Origin of the sequence: Lacibacterium aquatile (assembly GCF_042683105.1) — a bacterium.
Taxonomy (GTDB): domain Bacteria; phylum Pseudomonadota; class Alphaproteobacteria; order Elsterales; family Elsteraceae; genus Lacibacterium; species Lacibacterium aquatile.
The window spans coordinates 170325-193094 of record NZ_JBHUIP010000004.1 but is presented as its reverse complement, the minus strand read 5'-3'; the positions used below and the strand labels follow the sequence as shown (position 1 = coordinate 193094).

The following is a 22770-nucleotide window of genomic DNA, read 5'->3' as shown; positions in this document are numbered from 1 at the left end:
GTGGATTTCGGAATATTCGACTTAAGAACGCTGGGACCATTCCGTCCAATAGGAATCGCTAAGATCCCAAAGTGCATCGAGAGACACCAGCTTGCCGCTTTGATCTTTGAGAACAGCATAGGCTGCTACCAATTTCAGCAACCCGCCGCTGTATCCGGTCTTCGGTTGGCTTTGGTGTAAAGTGATCTCGACGGCCCCGTCTTTTTCTTCCGCCTGCAGAATCTCAGGCTCAACAGACAGAACACCAAAAGCCTCGAGAGGCCCCTTAGTCCCATCATCCAACCAAGCCTCGAAGCTCAGGGATGTCAGACCGGACAAGGTGATGCGGAAATAGTCATAAGTCGGATCGATCCTCCGGGTCAGATACCTAATCTCAACCCTGAATGACAGTTCATCGTCCGCCAGCGATGGCTCGACGATGCCACCGTCGTGAAGGGCGCCGAAGAGCTGGGCTATCGGTTCAAGGCCAGTGATCAAGACGCCATTATCCCTTTGAAGCCGCTTAAATTTCCGGCCAGGATACAGCGTCGGCAGCGTCGCCGCCATTTCAGAACACAGGTGCCGAATGATGGATTTTTCGCGACTGCTGACCACCAGCAAGGCGACTACCGAGTGGTCTTACCCTCAAGCATCGGCCAATCGCGACGGCTATCTCGATGTCGGCGCGGGCCATAGGCTGCGCTGGTGGGAGTACGGCAATCCCGATGGCGAGCCGGTCATGTATCTGCACGGCGGCCCCGGTGGCGGGTCGTCGCCCCTGATGGCGCGCTTCTTCGATCCCAAGCGCTATCGCGTGATCCTGTTCGATCAGCGCGGCTGCGGCGAGAGCGAGCCGAACGTCGCCAAGGACGGCCCCGCCGCCGCCCTGACCAACAATACGACCAGCGACCTCGTCGACGATATCAACCGCCTGCGCGATGCCCTGAAGATCACCGGCAAGATGCATGTCTTTGGCGGCAGCTGGGGTAGCACCCTCGCCCTCGTCTATGCGATCCGCCATCCCCAGCATGTGGCGTCGCTGATCCTGCGCGGTATCTTCATCGGCGGCCGGGAAGATCTGCTGTATCTCTACCAGGGCAATGCCGCGACCTTTGCGCAAGACCCCTTCGGATTGACCGAGCCTGGCGCCTATGTGGCCTATCCCGATGAATGGGCGGAACTGATCAACTTCATCCCGCCCGAAAAGCGCGGGGATATCATGGCGGCCTATAAGACCATCTTCGATATGGTCCCCGCCAATGAAGCCGAGCGGGATTTCCAGTTCCGCGCCGCGATGATCTGGTCCGATTGGGAGGGCGCGATCTCCTACATGGTGCCGATGGAAGCTGGCCGGGATCCGGGTAAGTTCGGCGCGGCCCATGTCGCGCTCTGCGTCGCGCAGATCGAGGCGCATTATTTTGCCAACGATATGTTCCTGGACACCGGTTACATCCTGAACAACGTCGATAAGATCGCGGGCATCCCGACCCATATCGTCCACGGGCGTTTCGATCAGGTCTGCCCGATGACCCAGGCATCGCAGCTTGTCGCTGCCCTCACGAAGGTGGGTGCCCCTCCGGCCAGCTTCATCAAGACCAATGCCGGGCATAGCGCCATGGAGGGCCAGACGGTCCTGGCCCTCACCGCGATCATGGATGGGCTGCCGCCGCTTAAGTGAGCGCTAGTTCCCCAACGCCCTTAGAACCTCCACCATCACGGCATCCTTCCCGGCGACATAGTCCGCGAAGCTTGGCGTGATGGTTTTGGCGGGGGTAAGCGAACCGGCGGGAACGTCATAGACGTAGTTCAGGAAGAAACAGGTCGTCAGGTCCGACAGGCCGCATCCCCGCTCCCAGTCATGATAGGCGGTCGTATAGCGGATCGGGGTCTTGGAGTTCGGCAGGAAGGTGCTATTGCCCTCGCCCCAGAACTGCCCCCGGTCTCCCACGGGTTCACCCAGAATAACCGTCCGCGATCCGGCGAAATGCTTCAGGCGCGCCGCCGTGCTGATCGCGGCCGAGAAAGTGTTCGCGCCGGTCAGGATGAAGAGCTTGCCGTCCGGCGGCAGGAGTTTGGGCAGGCGCTCCGCGAAATCAGCCGTCAGAACATAATTGCCGCCGCCGTTGAAGCGCAGATCGACGATCGCATTGCGCAGAGACTTCTTGGCCGCCTCGCCCAGCATATCCGACAGATATTTCTCAAGCCCGACTGGCGATTGATCGCTCACCCGGTTGATCTGGACATAGAGCAGGCCGTCCTGCGGGTAAGCATGCCAATAGTTCGCATTAGGCTGCGACAGATAGGCCGGCAGCGCGGCACCATCGAGAACATGCTTCCAGCCGCTGGGCCGCGCAGGCAACGCCGCCGGGCTCAGGTCGCGCTTGGGCCAATAGAAACCGCGTAAGGCTGCCTGGGTGGCAGGGGCCGCCGCCAGATCGACAGAGACCGAGTTGCCGTCCGCAAGACGGAACTCATAGGCGCCACCGTTTGCCGATTTTGCCAGACCTGCTGCATGTAGAAGTTCGGGCGAGATCAGCAGGTTCGGCACAAACTCTCGGGCAAGATTGGCCGGTCCGCCGATATAGGGACGCAATGCTTCGACCAGAGCGGCAGTCGCGCGACCGTCGACGCCCAGAACCTGCGCGCCCAGAAGGCGGCGTTGCTCTTCGCTCGCGGCCACCACGAACAGACCATCCTGGAACCAGCCCAGACGGATCGGCACGGCATTATAGCCATAGTCGCCAGCGAGGCTTCCGACATTGGTGTGGCCATTGTCGACCAAGGCAACCGCCTTCGCGACCGCCATCGCCAACCCGGCCTTATCGAGATCGGCGGCCCGCCGCTCTATCTCATCGACAGCGAGAATAAATGCCGTCCGGCTTTTGTCCGAGAAGCCGCGCTCAACCTCCGGCAGATGCCGCAGATGGGCGATATCCTGCCGGTTCTTATCCGCCTGGGTGGTCACCGCTGGAAGATCGGTGCTTGGATAGGATTTGAACGTCGGCTGGAGAATAAAATAAGCGGGCGTCACCACCAGAATAAGCAGCGCTGCAATCGTCAGCCCAAGAAACTTCAATCCGCGCCGCAGCCAGGACCGCTTCGGCCGATTACCGGTTTGTCGCATGCTCCAACCACTCTCCGCAGACTAGCGTTGACTATCGTGCTGCCGGACAAGGTTCGAAATCGTGCGAGCAACAGGACAAAAGTGGAAAATTGTTTGAATGCAGATGTTCTGGAAAGCAAGGAGCTTTTCAGATGACGGTTCTGTTCGGGGGAAATTGCCGCAATTTTTCGATAGCTGGCGATGATCACTGATCATAAAGGCGGGAGAAGTCTTTTCTTCGCGAAAGCTCTGCCCGAGTGAGATTTCAGGTATCTCTCGAAATCCAGCGCTATTCCTTTGTCAGGAAAGGCTGAGTACCAGATCAAAATCCACGGCTTGAACTTAGCTGTATGGCTCGATCTGCCTGCATTGTGGTCCACAAGTCGCTGTTTCAAATCGCCTGTTACGCCCGTGTATTCCTGGCTCGGGGTATGTTCGCTCCGAAGAATATAGACGTACCACATGCAAACAGTCCGTCTTCGCTTCCGCTGCGCTACAGCTACGCCGGCCACCGCTTCGCTCTAACGTGCTTCACGTGGCCGTGCCACGCGTAGCCCGTAAGGGCGAAGCGTGGTGCACCCGGAGGGGCTCGAACCCCCAACCAACCGGGTAGAAGCCGGTTGCTCTATCCAGTTGAGCTACGGGTGCTTACGCTTTGAAACTAGAAGCGAATTCTTTCCGGCCGGAAATTGTCGGCGTAGCTCTTCGCCTTGAACTTCGACGGCTGCGGATCCTCGATCACCGCGATCAGCGAATGACGCTGAGCATAGGCGACCGCATCTTCCTTAGTATCGAACGAGAGGCGCAGCTGCGAGCGGGTGTCGCTGCCCGAAACCCAGCCAATGAGCGGCTCAGGCGTGCGCGGAGCACCGGGTTCGAACTCCAGCACCCAGTCCTTGGTGCGACCCTTGCCGGACTGCATCGCGGTCTTGGCGGGGCGATAGATGCGCACTTGCTGGCTCATGCGGTGCCTCTTTTTGTAAACGTCTCGAACCCAGGTCAGCGGGTTAACCCGCTTATAGTATGCTTTGCCGTGCTGGTCGGGGCGACAGGATTCGAACCTGCGACATCCAGTTCCCAAAACTGGCGCGCTACCGGACTGCGCTACACCCCGTCCTGCACGGCACTCGGGTTTTAGCGGGAAGAAACGGATACGGCAACATCTTCAAGCACGAACCAGCAAGATAGCGATCACCGAAGCGACGATGACCATGACGCCCAGCGTTTCCCGCCACCCCAGGCGCTCGCGGAAAAACAGCACGGCGGTCAGGAAAGTGAAGACAAGTTCGGCCTGGCCCAGGGCGCGGACATAGGCGGCATTCTGGATGGCGAAGGCATAGAACCAGCCCGCCGACCCCATGACCGACAGCAGCCCGACCAGGGCCGCCGGGCGCCAGGCGGTAAAGATCCGCCCCACCTGCCCTGGTTCGCGCATCAGCACGTAAGGCAGGAACAGCGTTAGTTGCAGGGAAGTGGCGGTCGCCAGTGTCGCCAGCGAGGCGGTCAGGCGGTCGGTATCGGTCAGATCGATCGTCGCCTCGCGGAAGAAGATCGCCGATACCCCGAAACAGAAGCCGGAAGCAATGCCATCAATGGCACCGCGCCCGGTGAACATGGAGCGCGCCTCGGCCAGATTGGCGGGCCAGCGCGGCACCGACAGCAGGAAGACCCCGATGGCGCCGCCGAAAATCGCGGTCCAGCCGAGCGGGGTAATGATCTCCCCCACAAAGATCGCCGACAGGATCGCCGCCTGCAACGCCTCGGTCTTGGAATAGGCGGTGCCGACGGTGAAGTTATGGCTTAGGGCATTGATCAGCAGCGACGTGGCGACGATCTGCGCGATTCCGCCGACCAGGGCATTCAGGAAAAACGCCGCATTCGGCGTCGGCATCGCCCCACCCGCCTGGAGAGCTATCAGGAAGGCAACCGCGGCAAGCGGGGCGCCAAAGATATAGCGGACCAGATTGGCGCCATTGGTTGACAGCTGCCCGCGTAAGCGCTTCTGCAAAGCCGTGCGCGTGCATTGCAGGGCGGCAGCCCCCAGCGTGACGACAGCCCATTGTTCAATCATTCTGCCATGGTCCTTGGTAGCCAAAGGGCGATATCGGGGAACGCCATCACCAGCCCCAGCGACAGCACCAGCAGAACGGCATAGGGCACGACGCCCCGCACGATCTGGCTGATCGGGGCCTGGGTGATGGCTTTGATGGTGAAAAGATTCATGCCGACAGGCGGGGTGATCAGCGCCAGTTCCAGGTTGATCACCAGCAGGATGCCGTACCAGACCGGATCGATCTGCATCTGCTGCATCACCGGCAGGACCACCGGGGTCGTGATCATGATGATGGCGATGGTCTCCAGGAACATTCCCAGGATGAAGATCAAGCCCATCAGGGCCGTGAGAAAACCAATGACGCCGACGCCAAGGCCGGTGATCAGCGCCGTGATCTCCTGGGGAATGCGCAGGGTGGTCAGCACATGGCCGAACACACCCGCCGCCGCCAGGATCAGCATCAGCATCGCCGTAGTCCGCGCGCTATCCAGGGCAGCCTGCCAAAGCTCCTTGAGACCGAAACTACGATAGACGAGGACAGCGACCACAAGGGCCGCCATAGCCCCGACCGCAGCGGCTTCGGTGGCGGTGAAGACCCCGGCATACATGCCGACCAGTACGAAGGTCGGCAGCGTCAGCGCCCAGAGCGACCGGCGCAATGCCTGGAGCATCTCCGACCAGGACGCCCGCTCCTCCCGCTGGGTCGGCTGGTCCGAGAAACGATCCTGCAGCAGGCAGAAGACGGAGAAGATGGCCGTCACCAGCAGCCCCGGAATGACGCCCGCCATATACAGCGCGCCGATAGAAGTATCCGAGACGACGCCATAGAGGACCATCGGCCCAGACGGTGGGATCAGAATGCCCAGCGTCCCGCCCCCGCCGACAACGCCATAGGCGACATGCGGCTTATAGCCGTAACGCAGCATCTGCGGGATGGCGACCGCGCCGATGGTCAGGGCAGTCGCGACCGAGGAACCGGATACGGCTGAAAAGGTCGCGCAGGCAATCACGGTCGCGATCCCAAGCCCGCCCGGCAGATGCCGGACCAGGGTATGGGCGGTTGCGAACAGATCATCAACGATGCGCCCCTTCACCATGATGTGCGCCATCAGGGTGAACATCGGGATCGCCAGCAGCAGATAGGAATTGAGCTCGCCAAAGATAATTTCGCTTAAGCCCGCAAGGCGCCCTTCGGAGGCCAGCATCAGCCCGCCACCGACCATCCCCAACCCGGTAAACACGGGCAGGCCGCTGAGCAAAACCACAATCACCAGCGCCAGGATCGCGAAGAAGATCATTCCCGCTGCCCCAGGGTGAGGCGGCAGAGGTCGGCAAAGGCTGCGATGGTCAGAAGCAGGCCGCCCGCCGGGATAAGCAACTGGGGAATCCACATGGCGATAGACAGATACCCGGTCGACCGCATGCCGAAATCTCGGTTGAAGGCGACGGTCTGTAAGCCCTCGACCAGCAAAAAGCCGCCAACCAGCATGACGGATAACAGCCCGGCGATACGGGTGATGCGCTTGCCGCGCGAGCCTAGCTTCTGGGTCACGATATCGACCGCCAGATGGTCCCCGCCCCGCAAGGCATCGGCCGCCCCCAGCATCACCATGGCGACCAGCAGATAACCGACCGCCTCATCGACCCAGGGTATCGGCTGATGCAGCAGATACCGCATACCGACCGACCAGCAGATAAGCACCAGGCAGGCAAGAACGGCACCTGCCGCCAGCCAGACCGCGCCCCGGCAGATCGCGGCGGCGATCCTCTCGATCAGAATAGCTGCCATCAAAGCCCGTTCAGCAGGTCGAGGATCTTCTGCCCATCGGGTGACGCTTCCAGAAAAGCCTTCAGGACCGGCGGCTGCATGATCCGGGTGAAAGCAGCCACTTCCTCGGCCGTCTGGGTATGGAGCACCATGCCCTTGGCACTCAGCTGCAGCATCGCCTCTTCCGCCGCCGCTTCCGTCGCCGGAATGGCATCGATGGTGATCTTGCGGGAGGCTGCCGACAGCACGTCCCGCAGGTCCGGCGCAAGCTTCCGGTACCAATCCGGGTTGACGTAGATGTGATAATAGACGGCGGAAATCGGCGTCACGGTGCCGTATTTCTGAACCTCGAAGAATTTACGGCTATAGGCAGCGGACAGATCGGTCATCCCGGCATCCAGCACCCCGCTCTGCAGCGCCTGATAGACTTCCGGTGCAGGCATGGCCGAAGGAGCTGCGCCGACCGCCACCAGCGCATTATCCACCAGGCGGTTAAGGCCCCGGATTTTCACGCCGCGGAAGTCTTCGGATTGAATCAGCGGGCGTCGCTGGGACGTGAAGACGCTCAACCGAGAAGTATACAACCAGGCAAGGTTGACGACACCCTTCTGTGCCAGTTTCTCTTCCAGAAAAGCTGCGGCAGGAGACCCCGGAAAACGCCGAATCCGCTCCAGATCCGTCAACAGGAACGGCAGGATAGTGACGTTCATTTCCGGGACGGTCTCGCCCCACTGGAAATTGACCGAGGCTGCAGCCTCGATCTGCCCGCGCGCGACGGCGACGATATTTTGCGGGGCCTTGAATGCCTGTTCGGCGCCGAAGATCTGTACCTCGATCCGGCCACCGCTAGCAGATTGGATATCCGCTGCCCAACCGTCGATCAGCTTTGCGATATGGTGCGACGGGGGCATGGGGTGGCTGAGGCGCAGGACAGCCTCCGCAGCCGATGCGCGTCCCGCCGTCAGCAGGCCCAAGGCCAGCCCTATGATCAGGACAATACGCATACTTCCTTCCCCGACAATATTTTAAGGAAGGCTGTAACTAGACGGCAACGGCAGGCAAGGGAATTTTACGCAAGCCCGACTTGACCGGACCTGGAATTACTTGGTCCCGAACGCCTTATAGATGACCTTGTCGCCGGGTTTGATACCAAGGCGCGAAACGGTGCCACCATTCAGTTCCAGCACCGATTTGACGGCACCCCGGCTGGCGATGGTCGCTTCCGACCGGGGAACGGCGCGTTCATGGATCGAATGGATGGTGCCGTCGGCCCGGATGAACAGCATATCCAGCGGGATCAGCGTGTTCTTCATCCACATGAGCTGCTCACGCTCGCCCGGCTCGACAAACAGCATACCAGCGTCGGGCGCCATGCTCTTGCGGTACATGAGACCCTGGGCGCGCTGTTCGGGCGACTCGGCCAGTTCCACCTGGAAGGTGACCCGTTTGCCACCGCTTTCGATGGCGAGGCTATCGCGGGGGAAAACCGCCTGGGCACTGGCAGCGAGCGGCGACAGCACGAGGGCGAGGAAGACGAAGAGACGGGTGATCTGGCTCATGATCGGATGTTTGTGCCTCAAGCCGCCGAAGCCCGCAAGCCCATCGCTGCGCCCGCCAGATCCATAATCTGCTGGCGCACCGGCAGAGGTTCAGCTGGCGGATCGGCCAAGGTGGTCAACCAATGGTCAGGCGGATTGCGTCCCAGCCGATGATCCCAGGATAAGCCCCGCAGCACCGCTTCGGCAGCCGTAGAGATCGGAGCCGACTCATCGATATTATTGATGAGTCCCCAGAGGCCTGCCCAGGCGCGGGCCACGCTCCAGGGATTGTAGCCACCGCCACCCAGGACAATGGCCTGGGGCGCCAGGGTCAAGGCGCGCTTTACAGCCGCCCACAGCCCCCGGTTCGTGAGGTTCAACCTCGACTGCGGATCGTCGGCCAAAGCATCGGCTCCGCATTGAATGACGATCACTGGCGCGGCGAATTCCCTACCGATCGATAGAACTAATCGATCCATCAGATAGATCAGTTCGGCGTCATGGAAGCCTTCGGGCACCGGCAGATTGATGGCGGAACCGCCAGCGGTATCCTCAAGCAGCCCCGTATAGGGCCACCGATTAGTTTCATGGATCGATAGGCACAGAACCCGCTCGGATCCGGCAAAGGCCAGTTCCACCCCATCGCCATGATGGGCGTCGAGATCCAGATAGAACACTTTAGGAACGCCACGATCCAACAGGCGCAGAATCGTCAGCACGGGATCATTCACGAAGCAGAAGCCGTTCGCCTGCCCTGCCCGCCCGTGGTGTGTGCCACCCGCGGGGCTCTGCACCCTTAGCGCCTGCCCGCTGGCGACCAGATCCGCTGCCAGCAGCCCAGCCCCTGCTGCCGTTACCGGCCGCCGATACATCTCTGTAAAGATCGGATTGCCGTTGCAGCCGATATTGAAGCGGGCACGATCCTCGGGCGATACGCGCTGATCCCGCTCCGCCGCCAGCAGGGCCGCGATATAAGCCGGGTCATGGAAGCGGGCAAGCTCCGCAGGCGTCGCCATCGGACTGTCGCGATATTGCTCCTCCGGCAACCAGCCTAGCGCCCGAACCAGATCCAAGGTGGAAGAGACGCGGGGAATGCTCAAGGGATGGCGCGGCCCATAGGAGGAGCCCCGATAGATCTCACCCGCGATGAAGATTGGTTTCAGAGTAACACCCCATCCATGACGCCCCCCTATTGAACACCAAGACGGGGAGCGCCGAAATCTCGCCTTAGTGCTAATGCCATAAATCGGAGACGAAGCAGCAGAACACCATGGAGAGGAGATCGCCGCCGGAGCAAGATCGTTGCAGGAACAACAGTCGATCCGCTAGCCTACCGGTAAATCAAAAATAAGCGCGAAGGAGCACCCCTATGCAGATGACCGGCGACGTTGTCATCCCCGCCACCCGCGACGCAGTCTGGGCTGCCCTGAACGATCCTGAAGTGCTGCGCCAGGCGATCCCCGGCTGCGAGACCATCGAAAAAAAGTCGGATACCGAACTCTCCGCCAAGGTCGCGGTCAAGATCGGGCCGGTGAAAGCCAGCTTCAGCGGCAATGTCACTTTGAGCGACCTGGATCCCCCCAATGGCTACCGCATCAGTGGGCAGGGTCAGGGCGGCGCTGCGGGCTTTGCCAAGGGCGGTGCGACCGTGAAGCTGGAAGAGGTCGAGGGCGGCACGAAGCTTTCCTATGAGGCCGATGCCCAGATCGGCGGCAAACTTGCCCAGATCGGCTCCCGCCTCGTTGACGGTGCCGCCAAAAGTCTGGCTGCCGAATTCTTCAATAATTTCTCGACAATCGTGGCGGGAACACCGGCCGTTTCGGCGGAAGAGGCCGGCGAAGAAGACAGCGGGGAAATTGTCGACTCCCCGCCCCCGCCGACCGAACTCGCCTCGCCTGCCACCGCCGATGAAGCCAAGGCGATGGATGAGGTTGCCGAGGCCGTGGAAAACGCCGAACGGTCGCTGCCGCCAGCGGTTTGGATCGGCATTCTACTGTTACTGATCGGCGGTATCCTGCTCGTCGTATCTTCTTGAATTCGCCGTCATACCGGCTAAGCTGCGAAAGTTAAGGCCGTTAATTGCTACCTAGGGTAGGTGGCCATTTTCTCTCAAGCGTACTCGAACCAAACAGCGCCCCGCTAAGAGGGCAGCCACGGAAGGGGAATCGTCGCGATGAGTGTATCCATCAGTCTGTCCGTAAACGGCAAACAGGTTACCGGCACAGTTGAGCCGCGCACCCTGCTTGTCACGTTTCTGCGTGAACATCTACGCCTGACCGGCACCCATGTCGGCTGCGATACCAGCCAGTGCGGCGCCTGCACCATCCATGTGGATGGCGTCTCTGCCAAAAGCTGCACCATGCTGGCCGTCCAGGCGGATGGCACTGAAGTCACCACGATCGAAGGCGTGGCGACAAACGGCACCCTGCATCCCCTTCAGGAGGCTTTCCGCGATAACCACGGCCTGCAGTGCGGCTTCTGCACGCCGGGCATGGTGATGAGCAGCCTCGATCTTCTGAAGCAGAACCCCAACCCCGACGAACACGAAATCCGTGAATGGCTGGAAGGCAACATCTGCCGCTGCACCGGCTATCACAACATCGTGAAATCGGTTCAGGCGGCCGCAACCGCCATGCGCGGCTGAGCTCGGGGATGATGCATCATGAACAATTATATTGGAGCGTCGGTTAAGCGGCGCGAAGACCAGCGATTCCTGACCGGTCGCGGGACCTATACGGACGATTTCAACCGGCCGCAGCAGACTCATGCCTATTTCCTGCGCTCGCCCCATGCCCATGCGGCCCTGAAGCGGGTCGATGTGACGGCAGCCAAAGCCGCGCCGGGCGTAGTCGCGATCTTCACCGGCGAGGATATGAAGGTCGGCAGTATTCCTTGCGGCTGGCAGATCCATAACAAGGATGGCAGCCCGATGGCCGAGCCGGGCCATCCTCCGCTGGCCCAGGGCTTCGTGCGCCATGTGGGCGATCAGGTCGCGGTGGTGATCGCCGAGACGCTGGAGCAGGCCAAGGAAGCCGCCGAGCTGATCGAGGTCGACTATAGCCCCCTGCCCGCCGTCGCTTTCCTGAATGACGCGGTGAAGCCGGGCGCACCCCAGGTCTGGGAACAGGCGCCGGGCAATATCTGCTTCGACTGGCACATCGGCGACAAGGGGCCGGTGGATGCCGCGATGGCCAAGGCGAAATGGGTCGCCAAGATCGACCTCGTCAATAACCGTCTCGTCCCCAATGCCATGGAGCCACGGGCGGCCATCGGCGAATATGATGTCTCCAGCGGCGATTACACACTGACGACCACCAGCCAGAACCCCCATGTGATTCGGCTGCTGATGGGTGCCTTCGTTCTTGGGATACCGGAAAGCAAACTGCGGGTGGTGGCGCCGGACGTCGGCGGCGGCTTTGGATCGAAGATCTTCCATTATGCCGAAGAAGCCATCGTCACCTGGGCAGCCGGTCAGGTGCATCGCCCGATCAAATGGACGGCCGAACGCTCGGAAAGCTTCATCTCCGACGCCCATGGCCGCGATCATGTGAGCCATGCCGATCTTGCCATCGATGCGGACGGCAAATTCATCGGCCTGCATGTAACGACGCTCGCGAATATGGGCGCCTATCTGTCGACCTTCGCGCCTGCCGTGCCGACTTACCTCTATGCCACGCTGCTGTCGGGGGTTTACGACCTGCCGGCGATCTATGCCGAAGTGAAGGCCGTCTTCACCAATACCGTCCCCGTGGATGCCTATCGCGGTGCCGGGCGGCCGGAGGCGACGTTCCTGCTGGAACGCCTCGTGGATATCGCGGCGGAAACCACGGGCATCGACCGGGTGGAGCTGCGCAGGCGTAACTTCATCAAGGCAAATGCCTTCCCCTATCAGACCCAGGTCGCCTTGCAGTACGACAGCGGCGATTACCAGACCTGCCTCGATCAGGCGCAACAGGCTGGCGATATTGCCGGTTTTGCTGCCCGCCGGGCGGAATCCGAGAAGCGCGGCAAGCTGCGTGGTATTGGCTATTCTACCTATGTCGAGGCCTGCGGCATCGCACCGTCCGCCGTGGTCGGCTCGCTGGGGGCCCGTGCCGGTCTCTATGAGGTCGGCACCATCCGTGTGCATCCCACCGGCAGCGTCACGGTCTTCACCGGCACCCACAGCCACGGCCAGGGGCATGAGACGACCTTTGCCCAGTTGGTCGCCTCGCAACTCGGCCTGCCGGTCGAGAGTGTGGAGGTGGTGCATGGCGATACCTCCAAGATCCCGTTCGGCATGGGGACCTATGGCTCCCGCAGCCTCGCGGTCGGTGGATCGGCCATCACCAAGGCGGTCGACAAGATCGTCGCCAAGGCCAAGCGCATCGCCGCCCATCTGCTTGAGGCTTCGGAGGCCGATATCGAGTTCAAGGACGGCAAGTTCACCGTCGCGGGCACGGATCGCTCCAAGGCCTTCGGCGAAATCTCTCTGGCAGCCTATGTCCCCCATAACTACCCCATCGACGAGATCGAACCGGGGCTGGAGGAAACGGCCTTCTACGATCCCAAGAACTTCACCTTCCCCGGCGGCACACATATCTGCGAGGTCGAGATCGATCCGGAGACAGGTGTCACCCGCGTCGTGAGATTCACGGCGGTGGATGATGTGGGCCGGGTGATCAATCCGATGATCGTCGAAGGGCAGATCCAGGGCGGCATCGCCCAGGGCATCGGGCAGGCGCTGCTGGAAAATGCGGTCTATGACAGCGACGGCCAGCTTTTGAGCGGATCGCTGATGGATTACTGCATGCCCCGTGCGGACGATCTGCCCAATATCGATGTCGGCACCCATACGACGCTCTGCACCCATAATCCCCTGGGGGTGAAAGGCTGCGGCGAGGTCGGGGCCATCGGCTCCCCACCCGCCGTCATCAATGCCGTGGTCGATGCCTTGAAGCCTTATGGCGTCAAGAATATCGACATGCCCGCATCCCCGGAAAAAGTCTGGCGCCTGATCAATGGAGCAGCGCTCCAGGCCGCCGAGTAAGGAGAGACCGATGTATAGTTTTGATTACGCCAAACCAAAATCGGTCGCCGACGCGGTCTCGGCCTTGAAGGGCGACAGCGACGCCAAGGTGCTGGCGGGCGGTATGACGCTGATCCCGACCTTAAAGCAACGCCTCGCCCAGCCGAGCCAGCTGGTGGACCTTGCCAAGGTACCGGAACTCAAGGGCATCAAACGCGAGGGCGACACGCTCGTCATCGGCGCCATGACCCGCCATGTGGAGGTCGCGACCTCCAAGGAGGTTCTGGCGGCGATCCCGGCGCTGGCGCATCTGGCCGAAGGGATCGGTGATGCCCAAGTGCGCAATCGCGGCACCATCGGCGGATCGGTCGCCAATAACGATCCGGCGGCAGATTATCCTGCCGCCTGTCTCGGTCTGGGCGCCACCATCGTGACCGACCGGCGGCAGATCCCCGCCGATCAGTTCTTCACCGGCATGTTCTCGACCGCGCTGGATGAGGGCGAGCTGATTACCGCCGTCCGCTTCCCGATCCCGCAGAAGGCGGGCTACGTGAAGTTTCCGAACCCCGCCTCGCGCTATGCCATGGTCGGCGTGATGGTCGCCAAGACTGCTGGTGGGGTGCGGGTTGCCGTCACCGGCGCCGGTCCCTCCGTCTTTCGGGTCGAGGCAATGGAAAAGGCGCTGGCCGCCGATTTCAGCGCCAAGGCGGTGGCCGGGATCAAAGTGCCGTCCGACGATCTCAACAGCGATATGCACGGCAGCGCCGACTATCGCGCGCATCTGGTCGGAGTGATGGCAAAGCGGGCGGTTGAGGCTTGCGGGTGAACTAAGAGTGCTTCAAACAGGAACCGTCATCCCCGGACTTGATCCGGGGAGCTCGTGTTGACGGGCCGCGTCGAAGCATTTGATAGATCGTCTACGCGGTGTGGCCACGGGAGATCCCCGGATCAAGTCCGGGGATGACGTACTTCCATGACACGATAGGATGAGTGATCTCGTGCCCCTTCCCGCCTCCGTCGATGAAACCCTGAGCTTGCTCGAAACCGGCAACTACGTTGGCGACCGGGCGCTGGCGACCGCGCTGTTCCTGTCGTTGAAGCTAGGCCGTCCGTTGTTCCTGGAGGGCGAAGCCGGTGTCGGCAAGACGGAGATCGCCAAGGTTCTCTCCGACCGTTTGGGCCGCCGTCTGATCCGCCTGCAATGTTATGACGGGCTGGATGCTGCAACGGCCCTCTATGAGTGGAATTACCCGCGCCAGATGCTGGAAATCCGCATGGCGGAGGCCGCAGGCGCCGACAAGGATGCCCTGGCCCGCGATCTCTTTGACGAACGTTTCCTGATCAAGCGCCCCCTGCTGCAGGCACTGGAGCCAGATGCAGCCGGTGCGCCGGTGCTTCTGATCGACGAGATCGACCGCACGGACGAACCGTTCGAGGCTTTCCTGTTGGAACTGCTCTCGGACTTCCAGGTCTCGATCCCGGAGCTTGGCACCGTCAAGGCGCCCACGCCGCCGCTGGTGATCGTGACCTCCAACCGCACGCGTGAGATCCATGACGCGTTGAAGCGGCGCTGTTTCTATCACTGGGTCGATTATCCTTCGGCCGAGCGGGAAATGGCGATCCTGAAGCGCAAGGCCCCGGAAGCCAGCGACCGGCTGGCGGCCGAGATCGTCGCTTTTGTCCAGAAGCTGCGCGCGGCCGAGCTGTTCAAGGCACCCGGCGTGGCGGAAACGCTGGATTGGGCAGCCGCCCTGGTCCAACTCGACGCGGTGGCGCTGGATCCGGAGTTGGTGGACAGCACTCTGGGCGTGCTTCTGAAATATCAGGACGACATCGCCCGTCTGCGCGGGTCGGAGGCGCTGACCCTGATCCAGACCATCCAGGCCGAACTGAGCCAGAAACCGCTGGGCATCTGATGTCAGGAAAGTTGGGCCAGACCATCGTCCAGTTCGTGCGCGTACTGCGGCGGGCCGGGCTGCCGGTCGGGCCTGCCCATGCCATTGATGCCGTCAGGGCCGTGGAGGCGGTCGGGATCGAGCGGCGCGACGATCTCTATTGGGCGCTGCATGCCGCGCTGGTGCGCAAGCCGGAAGAACGGGTGATCTTCGATCAGGCGTTCCATCTGTTCTGGCGCAATCCCAAGCTGCTGGAACGCGCTATGGGCGTGCTGCTGCCCGCGCTGAAGCTGGAGACCCCGGACAAGGGCGAACCGCAGGTGGCGCCCCGCCTTGCCGAAGCCATGCGCCCCGCCGATCAGCAGAAGCAGCGACTGCCCGAGGAACAGGCCGAAGAGATCGACGCCGCCCTCACCTTCTCCCAGAACGAAATCCTGCGCGCCCAGGATTTCGAGAAGATGAGCACGGCGGAACTGGAAGCCGCCAAACGGGCCATCGGCGCCATGCGGCTGGCGTTTGCGCCGGTGCGCACCCGGCGATATCGCACGGCCCGGCGCGGCAGCCGCCTGGATCTGCGGGCCATGTTGCGGGCCAGCCTGCGCCAGGGCGGCGATATGGCGGCCCCGCGCTGGCGCACGCCGGTCGAACGGGAACCGCCGCTGGTGGTGCTGTGCGATATCTCCGGCTCCATGGCGCGTTATTCGCGGATCTTCCTGCATTTCCTGCATGCACTGACCAATGACGGGCATCGGGTGACGAGTTTCGTTTTCGGCACGCGCCTCACCAACATCACCCGTGCCCTCAAACATCGGGATGTCGATGTGGCGGTGGAGCGCGCCTCGGGTCAGGTCGCCGACTGGTCGGGCGGCACCCGCATCGGGGAGACGCTGCATGAGTTCAATCGCACCTGGTCGCGCCGGGTCTTAAGCCAGGGCGCACTGGTGCTGCTGATCACCGATGGCCTTGACCGCGGCGGTGGCGAAGGGCTGCGGGTGGAGGTGGAGCGCCTGCGGAAATCCTGCCGTCGCCTGATCTGGCTCAATCCCCTGTTGCGCTACGCGGGGTTCCAGCCCAAATCCTTAGGCATCCGCGCGATCCTGCCCGAGGTGGACGAGATGCGGCCGGTGCATAACCTCGATAGTCTCGCGGCCCTGACATCGGTGCTCTCCCAACCGATGCCGCGCCTGCGCAAACCGCTGGAGTTACCCGCATGACCGAAGACCTGTTGCAGACGGCATCCGACTGGAGCGTGCAAGGTCGCGGCGTCGCTATCGCCACCGTGATCGAAACCTGGGGCTCCTCCCCGCGCCCGGTGGGCAGTCAGTTGATCATCGACAAGGACGGACGCTTCGAAGGATCGGTTTCCGGCGGCTGCGTCGAGGGCGCGGTGATCGCGGAAGGTCAGGCCGCCATTGAAGATGGTGAGCCTCGGGTGATGAGCTTTGGCGTTTCGGACGAACAGGCCTGGTCGGTGGGCCTTGCCTGCGGCGGCACCATCAAGGTCTATGTGGAAAGGCTGGGCTGAGAAACATGCGTCCCCATATTCTTAAGCGCCTGCTGGATCTGAAAGCCGCCAAACAGCCGGTGGCCCTGGTGACCGATCTGTCGACCGGGCAGCAGAGTCTGGTGCAGTTGGAGATCGTCGAAGGCGAAAGCGGCTTCTGGGAAGAGGACCTTGTCGAGATCCGTGAAGCCCTGCGGAAAGAAAAAAGCGGCCGGATCGGTGAGAATCTGTTTGTGCAGGTCCATCTGCCGCCGCCGCGACTGGTGCTGATCGGCGCGGTGCATATCGCCCAGAGTCTGGCGCCGATGGCGGTGCAACTGGGCTATGGCGTCACCATCATCGACCCCCGCAGCGCCTTTGCGACCGAGGAACGTTTCCCCGGCGTCACCCTATCGACCGACTGGCCGGATGATGCCATGCACGCCTTGGCACCCGATCTGCGGACCGCCGTCGTCGCCCTCACCCATGATCCCAAGATCGACGATCCGGGGCTGGAGGTCGCCCTCGCCTCGCCCGCCTTCTATATCGGTGCCTTGGGCAGCCGGAAAACCCACGCCAAGCGGCTGGAGAGGCTGACGGCTGCCGGGATAAATGGCCTGGAGCGTATCCATGGGCCGGTCGGCCTCGCCATCGGAGCCCAAAGCCAGGCGGAAATTGCTGTCTCGATCCTGGCCCAGATCACCGCCGTCCGGCGCGGGATTGCATCGTGAAGTTTGGTCCCCTGTCCGTCGATCAGGCAGTCGATGCCCTGCTGGCCCATAGCATCAAAGCCGAGGGGCTGGTCTTCAAGAAGGGACGCAAACTTTCTGCCGAGGACGTCGGGCGCCTTGCTGCCGCCGGGATTACGACAATCATCGCCGCGCGCCTCGATGCTGGAGATATGCACGAGGATGAGGTTGCCGACCGACTGGCCGCCCTGCTGGCTGGAACGGGACTGCGCGCCGGACAAGCCTTCACCGGCCGGGCAAATCTGTTTGCTGAAGCCAGCGGCATCGTCACTCTCGATGCCGATCGGATAGAGGCGCTGAATGGGATCGATGAAGCGATTACGCTGGCGACCCTGCCGCCCTTTGCCCAGGTTCAGGCAGGCGACATGGTGGCGACCCTGAAGGTCATTCCCTTTGCGGCACCGCGCACAGCCGTTGAGACTGCCGAAGAGATCATCGGCGCCCTTCCCCTGCTGTCGCTTACCGCTTTTCGCCCCATGGCGGCCCTCCTGATCCAGACCCAGTTGCCGGTTCTCAAGGCGTCGGTTCTGGACGGCACGGCGCGCGTGACATCGGAACGGCTGACGGCCCTGGGCAGCGCGCTGATCGGGGAAATGCGGACGCCACATAACGCTGATGCGCTGGCAACCGCCATCGCAGCCTGCCCGGCCGACGTCGATCTGCTGCTGATCGCCGGAGCATCGGCCATCGTCGACCGGGCGGACGTCATTCCAGCGGCGATAGAGGCGGCAGGTGGCACGGTCACGCGCTTCGGCCTGCCGGTCGATCCCGGTAATCTGCTGTTGCTGGGAACCCTCGCCGACGGTCGTCCCGTGGTGGGGCTGCCCGGCTGCGCGCGGTCGCCCAAGCTGAATGGCCTCGATTGGATCCTGCAACGGTTGGCCGCAGCGCTACCTATCGATGCCCCCGCGATCCGTAAGATGGCTATCGGCGGCCTCTTGAGCGAGATCGGCACAAGGCCTCAGCCGCGCGGTGGCCGGGATGTGCCACGAGCGCCGAAGATATCCGGCCTGCTGCTGGCAGCCGGGCGCTCCAGCCGCATGGGCCGCAACAAGCTTCTGATGCCCGTGGACGGTCGCCCGATGGTGCGCAAGGTCGCTGAAACGCTGCTGGCGGCCCGCAGCCTGCAGGATCTGACCGTGGTGCTGGGTCATGAGACAGCCCTGGTGCGTCAGGCGCTGGACGGGCTTCCGGTGCAGTTCGTCGAGACGGATCGCTATCAGGAAGGTCTTAGCGGGTCCCTTAAGGCCGGACTGGAGTCGTTGCCGCAGGATATCGATGGGTTGCTGGTGGCCCTGGGGGATATGCCGCTGGTCGATAGTCTGACCATCGACCGCCTCGCCGCGGCTTTCAACCCCACCGAAGGTCGAGCGATTTGTCAGCCCGTCCATGGCGGACAGCGGGGCAATCCCGTGCTCTGGGATAGCCGCTTCATCGTCGAGATGCAGGAGGTCACGGGCGATACCGGCGCGCGGGCCCTGCTACAGCGGCATGCCGGTGAGATCTGCGAGGTGGCCTGCCCGTCGCCCGGCGTGTTAATCGACCTGGACACACCCGAAGCCTTCGCCGCCAACATCGTTTAAGCAGCTATTTCCTTCGGCCCCAAATTTGTTTTAGGATCGAAACACGATGGCCGATCCAATCCGCAGCAATCCCGACCGTGGCGTTCAACTCGATACACGTGTCGGCAATACCCTGGTCCCCCGCGAGGGGATTGCCCCTGCGCAACCCGCTCGCAAACGCTGGCGGGATCGTATTCCCAGCGCTGCGGAACTTGCCGGTCTGATCGTTAATGGCGAATTACGCCTACCCGCCCGATATTTCCGGGGATTTTTCCTCGACCTCATCATCTGAGCGCGGGTTCTTCACTTAAAAAGGAAGGGTCACTATGGCGACGCTTTACCGTGGCGGACGGATCTTCGATGGTCTCGGACGCTGCGCCCAGAATCATGCCGTTTTGGTGGATGGCGACACCATCCAGCGCTTTGCTCCCGCCGATGAATTTGCCGGTTTTTCCGGCGAGATTGTAGAGCTTGAGGGCCAGACCCTGCTGCCCGGCCTCATGGACTGCCATGTCCATCTGATCTATGGCGCCGAAGGCAATCCCGGCGCCCTGGTCGAATCGCTCCAGCCCGGCGTCATCACCATGAAGGCCTATGAAAACGCCTTCTCCACCCTCGAAGGCGGCATCACCACCGTCCGCGACTGCGGCGGGCGCGATTATCTGGAATTCGCGGTGCGCGATGCCTGTAATCAACGGCGCGTGCTTGGCCCCACAATCCAGGCTGCGGGCCGCATGGTCTGCATGACCGGCGGTCACGGCAATCGCTTCGGCCGCGTCGCCGATGGCGTGAACGAAGTCATCAAGGCCGTACGCGAGCAGATCCATGCCGGATCGGATCTGATCAAGATCATGGCGACCGGCGGCGTCATGACCCCCGGCGTCAATCCCGAGGACGCCCATTACACCCTGGAAGAGATTTCAGCGGGCATTCACGAAGGCCATCGCTTCCACAAACATTCCGCCAGCCATGCCCAGGGCAAGGAAGGCATCCTGAACGCCGTGCGCGGCGGCGTGGACAGCATCGAACACGGCATCTTCATGGATGACGAATGTGTCGAGGAAATGCTGAAGCGTGGGACCTACCTCGTCCCCACCCTGGCGGCGGTCAATAACATCCTGGCCCAGGCCGACAAGGTTCCCGCCTATGTGATCGAGAAATCCCAGCGCGTCGCCGGGCGCCATAAGGAATCGATCCAGATGTACTATAAGGCGGGTGGGCGCATCGCGATGGGGACCGACGCTGGCACCCCCTTCAACCGCCACGGCGAGAATGCCCTGGAGCTTCTCTATATGGTCGAACTGGGGGTAAAGCCCATCGACGCCCTCATCTCCGCCACCGGCAATGCAGCGGCCCTGATGCGCCTCAAAGATCGCGGTACGATCGCTGATGGCATGAAGGCCGATCTGCTGATCGTCGCTGGCGATCCCACGACCGATATTACCGCCGCCTCAAATCGGAAGAACCATCGGGCTGTCATAAAAAATGGCCAAGCAGTTGTAAATCCAATCAAAAAGCCGTGATAAGCCTTAGAATCAAGATTCACAAAATGCCGTAAGACACTGTTTTTCAACAAAACATGTTGACGGCAGAATCCGGCTTAAGCTTAATGAGTGCGGGTGGCGGTGTCGGGAACCACCACTACCCGCTCAAAATAGGTTGGTCGTTCAAAGAAAAGACCGGATGCCACAGGCAGGCATCCGGTCTTTTTTTGTCCATAATTTTCCAGAAAGATCCAGACAGGCTGCGGGACTGCGTGTCCGGCGCCAGCCTTTAAGACGCGATTTTCACCGCGGTAATGGTGATGCTGGAGATATCGCGCACCAACCCATCCATCGTGAGTTTAATGCCGAGGTCGGCGATGGAGGCGGCACCATGGGTCGCGCGCAGCTTCTCGACCTTATCTTTCAGAACTTCGGCGGTCTTGGCCATGGTCGCATGGGCCAGGCCACGATGCTCCCCTTCAGACGTGCGCAGGACTATCTCGACGACATCCTTGCCGTCGGATCCAAGACGCTGGCGAATATCGACGATCGCCCCCGTCACACTGCGCTGTTCGACCTGTGCCAACCGATTATCCTGGCCTTGTCACGATGCCGTTGCCGACGTCGATCCCTTCATCCCGTTACTATATGGCATGAGGTTGCCCATACCAACTCATTGCTTTATCGCCGGAATGGCTCGATAAAACAATAACACTGGTTGGCGATTTCGACCGCAGCAATCTTTGGGGAGGCAGAGCATGTGGGGTGAATTTAAAGCATTCGCGATGCGAGGCAATGTTATTGATCTTGCCGTGGGCGTGATTATTGGGGCTGCTTTCACAACAATCGTCAATTCGCTAGTTAATGACATCTTAATGCCACCCTTGGGCTTGCTCATTGGGGGTATCGATTTCTCCAATTTCTTTATAACCCTTAAAGGAGAAGCTTATACGACACTGGCCGAGGCTCAAAAAGCTGGTGCAGTTACAGTGAATTACGGAATTTTCCTAAATTCCCTTATTAAATTTTTTATCGTCGCATTCGCGATTTTTTTCCTTGTTAAGCAAATCAATCGTCTGAAAGCGAATGAACCCCCCCCTCCCACGAAGGTTTCGGCCGAGGTTGAGGTTCTTTCCGAGATCCGCGACCTGCTCAAGAAATAGTCTTTTCGGAGTCGAAATGAAAAAGGGCACCTCCCATGAGGTGCCCTGTTGCGTTTAAAATTGCTTATTCGCCGACGGCTTCAGGCGCTTGCCGCGACAGACCTCCCCAAGATCAGCATGCCCAGCCCCCAGGCCTCGTTGTTCTGCCCCTGAAGCCGCGCTTCGGATTCCTTGCGTCCTTCCAGCCGGGCAGTCTTGAAAATCTCCTGGGAGACCAGCTCCTGCCGCTCGCCCAGCAGCGTCCGCACCGACATGTCAGACAAGGCACCGCTGGGCTCCAGCAGCTTCATCCAGGTACCAAACAGCTTGTCCCCGGCCACCTGCCCATCCTTGGCATAGGTCTCGACAACGCCAAGCGCATAGCCAAGCAGGATCGTCTGCTCCCGCTTGTCGGCCCCATATTCAACGCGAGCAACATAGCGGGCATCACGGAAGATCTCGCGGGCCCCTTCCGGCACCTCGACCCCCTCAGTGGCGGCGCTCAGGGTGTCGTCAGGCAGGATCTTCTTGACCGGACGCCCGCTGAACTGGTCGATGGGCGACGTGTCCCCCAACTGCTGCCGCACCTGCTGAAGCAGCTTTACCCGCCGCTCCCGCCCGCCGGAATTAGGTCGGCGAGCCCAAAGGTCCAGGCGGGTCATGATGCTGGACAGGGTATCGCGCTTCCGGATGAAGTCGTCTCCCCCCGCCGACAGCGCATCGCGCAGGGCCTCCATTCCATCCAGCGCCGTCACGAACACGATGGGCAGATCGTCTCCCAACCGTTCGCGGATACGCGAACAGACGGTATAGCCATTGAGATTGGGCATATTGACGTCCAGCACCACGAGACGTGGACTGACGCGATGCAGCAGGTCCAGAACCTCCTGCCCGCTCCTGACCGCCATCGGAAAGTAACCTGCGGTCTTCAAGGCCGCTGAATAGGTCTGCAGCAGAACCCGTTCGTCATCGGCCAGAACAACGATACCTTTGGACATGGCGTGCT

25 protein-coding genes and 2 tRNA genes are annotated in these 22770 nt (G+C 61.5%); 13 read left to right on the top strand and 14 right to left on the bottom strand.

Annotation, left to right across the window (positions count from 1 at the left end; genetic code table 11):
- Nucleotides 1-21: 21 nt before the first annotated feature.
- Entirely contained in the window at nt 22-600 is a 579-nt protein-coding gene (locus ACFSM5_RS06530; RefSeq protein ID WP_379875498.1) for a hypothetical protein, read from the bottom strand.
- Here ACFSM5_RS06530 and pip point away from each other — a divergent pair.
- Nucleotides 569-1657, top strand: a complete 1089-nt coding sequence (gene pip / locus ACFSM5_RS06525; protein ID WP_379875497.1) for a prolyl aminopeptidase — start codon at nt 569-571, stop codon at nt 1655-1657. The two genes, ACFSM5_RS06530 and pip, sit on opposite strands and share 32 nt — an antisense overlap.
- A 3-nt stretch (nt 1658-1660) precedes the next feature.
- On the opposite strand, the gene ACFSM5_RS06520 is transcribed toward pip, so the two are convergent.
- The 11 genes from ACFSM5_RS06520 to ACFSM5_RS06470 all read right to left on the bottom strand — a co-directional run bounded on the left by ACFSM5_RS06520 (nt 1661) and on the right by ACFSM5_RS06470 (nt 9541).
- Entirely contained in the window at nt 1661-3103 is a 1443-nt protein-coding gene (locus ACFSM5_RS06520) for a hypothetical protein (RefSeq protein ID WP_379875496.1), read from the bottom strand.
- Between the two features lie 191 nt (nt 3104-3294).
- Entirely contained in the window at nt 3295-3546 is a 252-nt protein-coding gene (locus ACFSM5_RS06515) for a GIY-YIG nuclease family protein (protein WP_379875495.1), read from the bottom strand.
- A 107-nt stretch (nt 3547-3653) separates the two neighbouring features.
- Nucleotides 3654-3730 (bottom strand) — tRNA-Arg (locus ACFSM5_RS06510).
- A 13-nt stretch (nt 3731-3743) separates the two neighbouring features.
- Entirely contained in the window at nt 3744-4046 is a 303-nt protein-coding gene (locus ACFSM5_RS06505; protein WP_379875494.1) for an ETC complex I subunit, read from the bottom strand.
- A 73-nt stretch (nt 4047-4119) separates the two neighbouring features.
- Nucleotides 4120-4196, bottom strand: a tRNA-Pro gene (locus tag ACFSM5_RS06500).
- A 51-nt stretch (nt 4197-4247) separates the two neighbouring features.
- Complete coding sequence (locus tag ACFSM5_RS06495; protein WP_379875493.1) at nt 4248-5153, bottom strand: EamA family transporter; 906 nt, start codon at nt 5151-5153, stop codon at nt 4248-4250.
- Nucleotides 5150-6433 carry a TRAP transporter large permease gene (locus ACFSM5_RS06490; RefSeq protein ID WP_379875492.1) on the bottom strand — a complete coding sequence of 428 codons (1284 nt, stop codon included), beginning with the start codon at nt 6431-6433 and terminating at the stop codon, nt 5150-5152. Before ACFSM5_RS06490 ends, ACFSM5_RS06495 begins: the two co-directional genes overlap by 4 nt.
- Nucleotides 6430-6924, bottom strand: a complete 495-nt coding sequence (locus ACFSM5_RS06485) for a TRAP transporter small permease (protein ID WP_379875491.1) — start codon at nt 6922-6924, stop codon at nt 6430-6432. Before ACFSM5_RS06485 ends, ACFSM5_RS06490 begins: the two co-directional genes overlap by 4 nt.
- A complete protein-coding gene (gene dctP, locus ACFSM5_RS06480; protein WP_379875490.1) occupies nt 6924-7907 on the bottom strand; it encodes a TRAP transporter substrate-binding protein DctP in 984 nt (327 codons plus the stop codon). The genes ACFSM5_RS06485 and dctP overlap by 1 nt, the downstream gene beginning before the upstream one ends.
- Before the next feature lie 96 nt (nt 7908-8003).
- Nucleotides 8004-8462, bottom strand: coding sequence for a DUF192 domain-containing protein (locus ACFSM5_RS06475; protein WP_379875489.1), 459 nt, complete (start codon nt 8460-8462; stop codon nt 8004-8006).
- Nucleotides 8463-8479: 17 nt separating this feature from the next.
- Nucleotides 8480-9541: an arginase family protein gene (locus ACFSM5_RS06470; protein WP_379875488.1), complete on the bottom strand. Its 1062-nt coding sequence runs from the start codon at nt 9539-9541 to the stop codon at nt 8480-8482.
- Nucleotides 9542-9816: 275 nt separating this feature from the next.
- On the opposite strand from ACFSM5_RS06470, the gene ACFSM5_RS06465 reads away from it, so the two are divergent.
- The 11 genes from ACFSM5_RS06465 (at nt 9817) to ACFSM5_RS06415 (ending at nt 20661) form a co-directional block, all read left to right on the top strand.
- A complete protein-coding gene (locus ACFSM5_RS06465) occupies nt 9817-10476 on the top strand; it encodes an SRPBCC family protein (protein ID WP_379875487.1) in 660 nt (219 codons plus the stop codon).
- Between the two features lie 138 nt (nt 10477-10614).
- Nucleotides 10615-11085: a (2Fe-2S)-binding protein gene (locus tag ACFSM5_RS06460; protein WP_379875486.1), complete on the top strand. Its 471-nt coding sequence runs from the start codon at nt 10615-10617 to the stop codon at nt 11083-11085.
- Between the two features lie 18 nt (nt 11086-11103).
- Entirely contained in the window at nt 11104-13470 is a 2367-nt protein-coding gene (locus ACFSM5_RS06455; RefSeq protein WP_379875485.1) for a xanthine dehydrogenase family protein molybdopterin-binding subunit, read from the top strand.
- A gap of 10 nt (nt 13471-13480) precedes the next feature.
- Nucleotides 13481-14275 carry an FAD binding domain-containing protein gene (locus ACFSM5_RS06450; RefSeq protein WP_379875484.1) on the top strand — a complete coding sequence of 265 codons (795 nt, stop codon included), beginning with the start codon at nt 13481-13483 and terminating at the stop codon, nt 14273-14275.
- Nucleotides 14276-14447: 172 nt separating this feature from the next.
- Nucleotides 14448-15365 carry an AAA family ATPase gene (locus ACFSM5_RS06445; RefSeq protein WP_417498514.1) on the top strand — a complete coding sequence of 306 codons (918 nt, stop codon included), beginning with the start codon at nt 14448-14450 and terminating at the stop codon, nt 15363-15365.
- Nucleotides 15365-16558 carry a vWA domain-containing protein gene (locus ACFSM5_RS06440; protein WP_379875482.1) on the top strand — a complete coding sequence of 398 codons (1194 nt, stop codon included), beginning with the start codon at nt 15365-15367 and terminating at the stop codon, nt 16556-16558. The genes ACFSM5_RS06445 and ACFSM5_RS06440 overlap by 1 nt, the downstream gene beginning before the upstream one ends.
- Nucleotides 16555-16869, top strand: coding sequence for an XdhC family protein (locus ACFSM5_RS06435; RefSeq protein ID WP_379875481.1), 315 nt, complete (start codon nt 16555-16557; stop codon nt 16867-16869). The genes ACFSM5_RS06440 and ACFSM5_RS06435 overlap by 4 nt, the downstream gene beginning before the upstream one ends.
- A 5-nt stretch (nt 16870-16874) precedes the next feature.
- A complete protein-coding gene (locus ACFSM5_RS06430; RefSeq protein WP_379875480.1) occupies nt 16875-17558 on the top strand; it encodes an XdhC family protein in 684 nt (227 codons plus the stop codon).
- Nucleotides 17555-19159: an NTP transferase domain-containing protein gene (locus ACFSM5_RS06425; protein ID WP_379875479.1), complete on the top strand. Its 1605-nt coding sequence runs from the start codon at nt 17555-17557 to the stop codon at nt 19157-19159. Before ACFSM5_RS06430 ends, ACFSM5_RS06425 begins: the two co-directional genes overlap by 4 nt.
- A gap of 46 nt (nt 19160-19205) precedes the next feature.
- Nucleotides 19206-19430, top strand: a complete 225-nt coding sequence (locus ACFSM5_RS06420) for a hypothetical protein (protein ID WP_379875478.1) — start codon at nt 19206-19208, stop codon at nt 19428-19430.
- Between the two features lie 34 nt (nt 19431-19464).
- Nucleotides 19465-20661: a metal-dependent hydrolase family protein gene (locus ACFSM5_RS06415; protein ID WP_379875477.1), complete on the top strand. Its 1197-nt coding sequence runs from the start codon at nt 19465-19467 to the stop codon at nt 20659-20661.
- 250 nt (nt 20662-20911) lie between these two features.
- Here ACFSM5_RS06415 and ACFSM5_RS06410 read toward each other — a convergent pair whose 3' ends face one another.
- Nucleotides 20912-21208, bottom strand: coding sequence for a hypothetical protein (locus ACFSM5_RS06410; RefSeq protein ID WP_379875476.1), 297 nt, complete (start codon nt 21206-21208; stop codon nt 20912-20914).
- Nucleotides 21209-21380: 172 nt separating this feature from the next.
- On the opposite strand from ACFSM5_RS06410, the gene mscL reads away from it, so the two are divergent.
- Nucleotides 21381-21785 carry a large conductance mechanosensitive channel protein MscL gene (mscL, locus tag ACFSM5_RS06405; protein WP_379875475.1) on the top strand — a complete coding sequence of 135 codons (405 nt, stop codon included), beginning with the start codon at nt 21381-21383 and terminating at the stop codon, nt 21783-21785.
- Nucleotides 21786-21865: 80 nt separating this feature from the next.
- Here the strand turns inward: mscL and ACFSM5_RS06400 are convergent, their stop codons facing one another.
- Nucleotides 21866-22762 (bottom strand): response regulator, encoded by an 897-nt coding sequence (locus ACFSM5_RS06400; RefSeq protein WP_379875474.1) that lies wholly within the window; start codon nt 22760-22762, stop codon nt 21866-21868.
- Nucleotides 22763-22770: the final 8 nt, after the last annotated feature.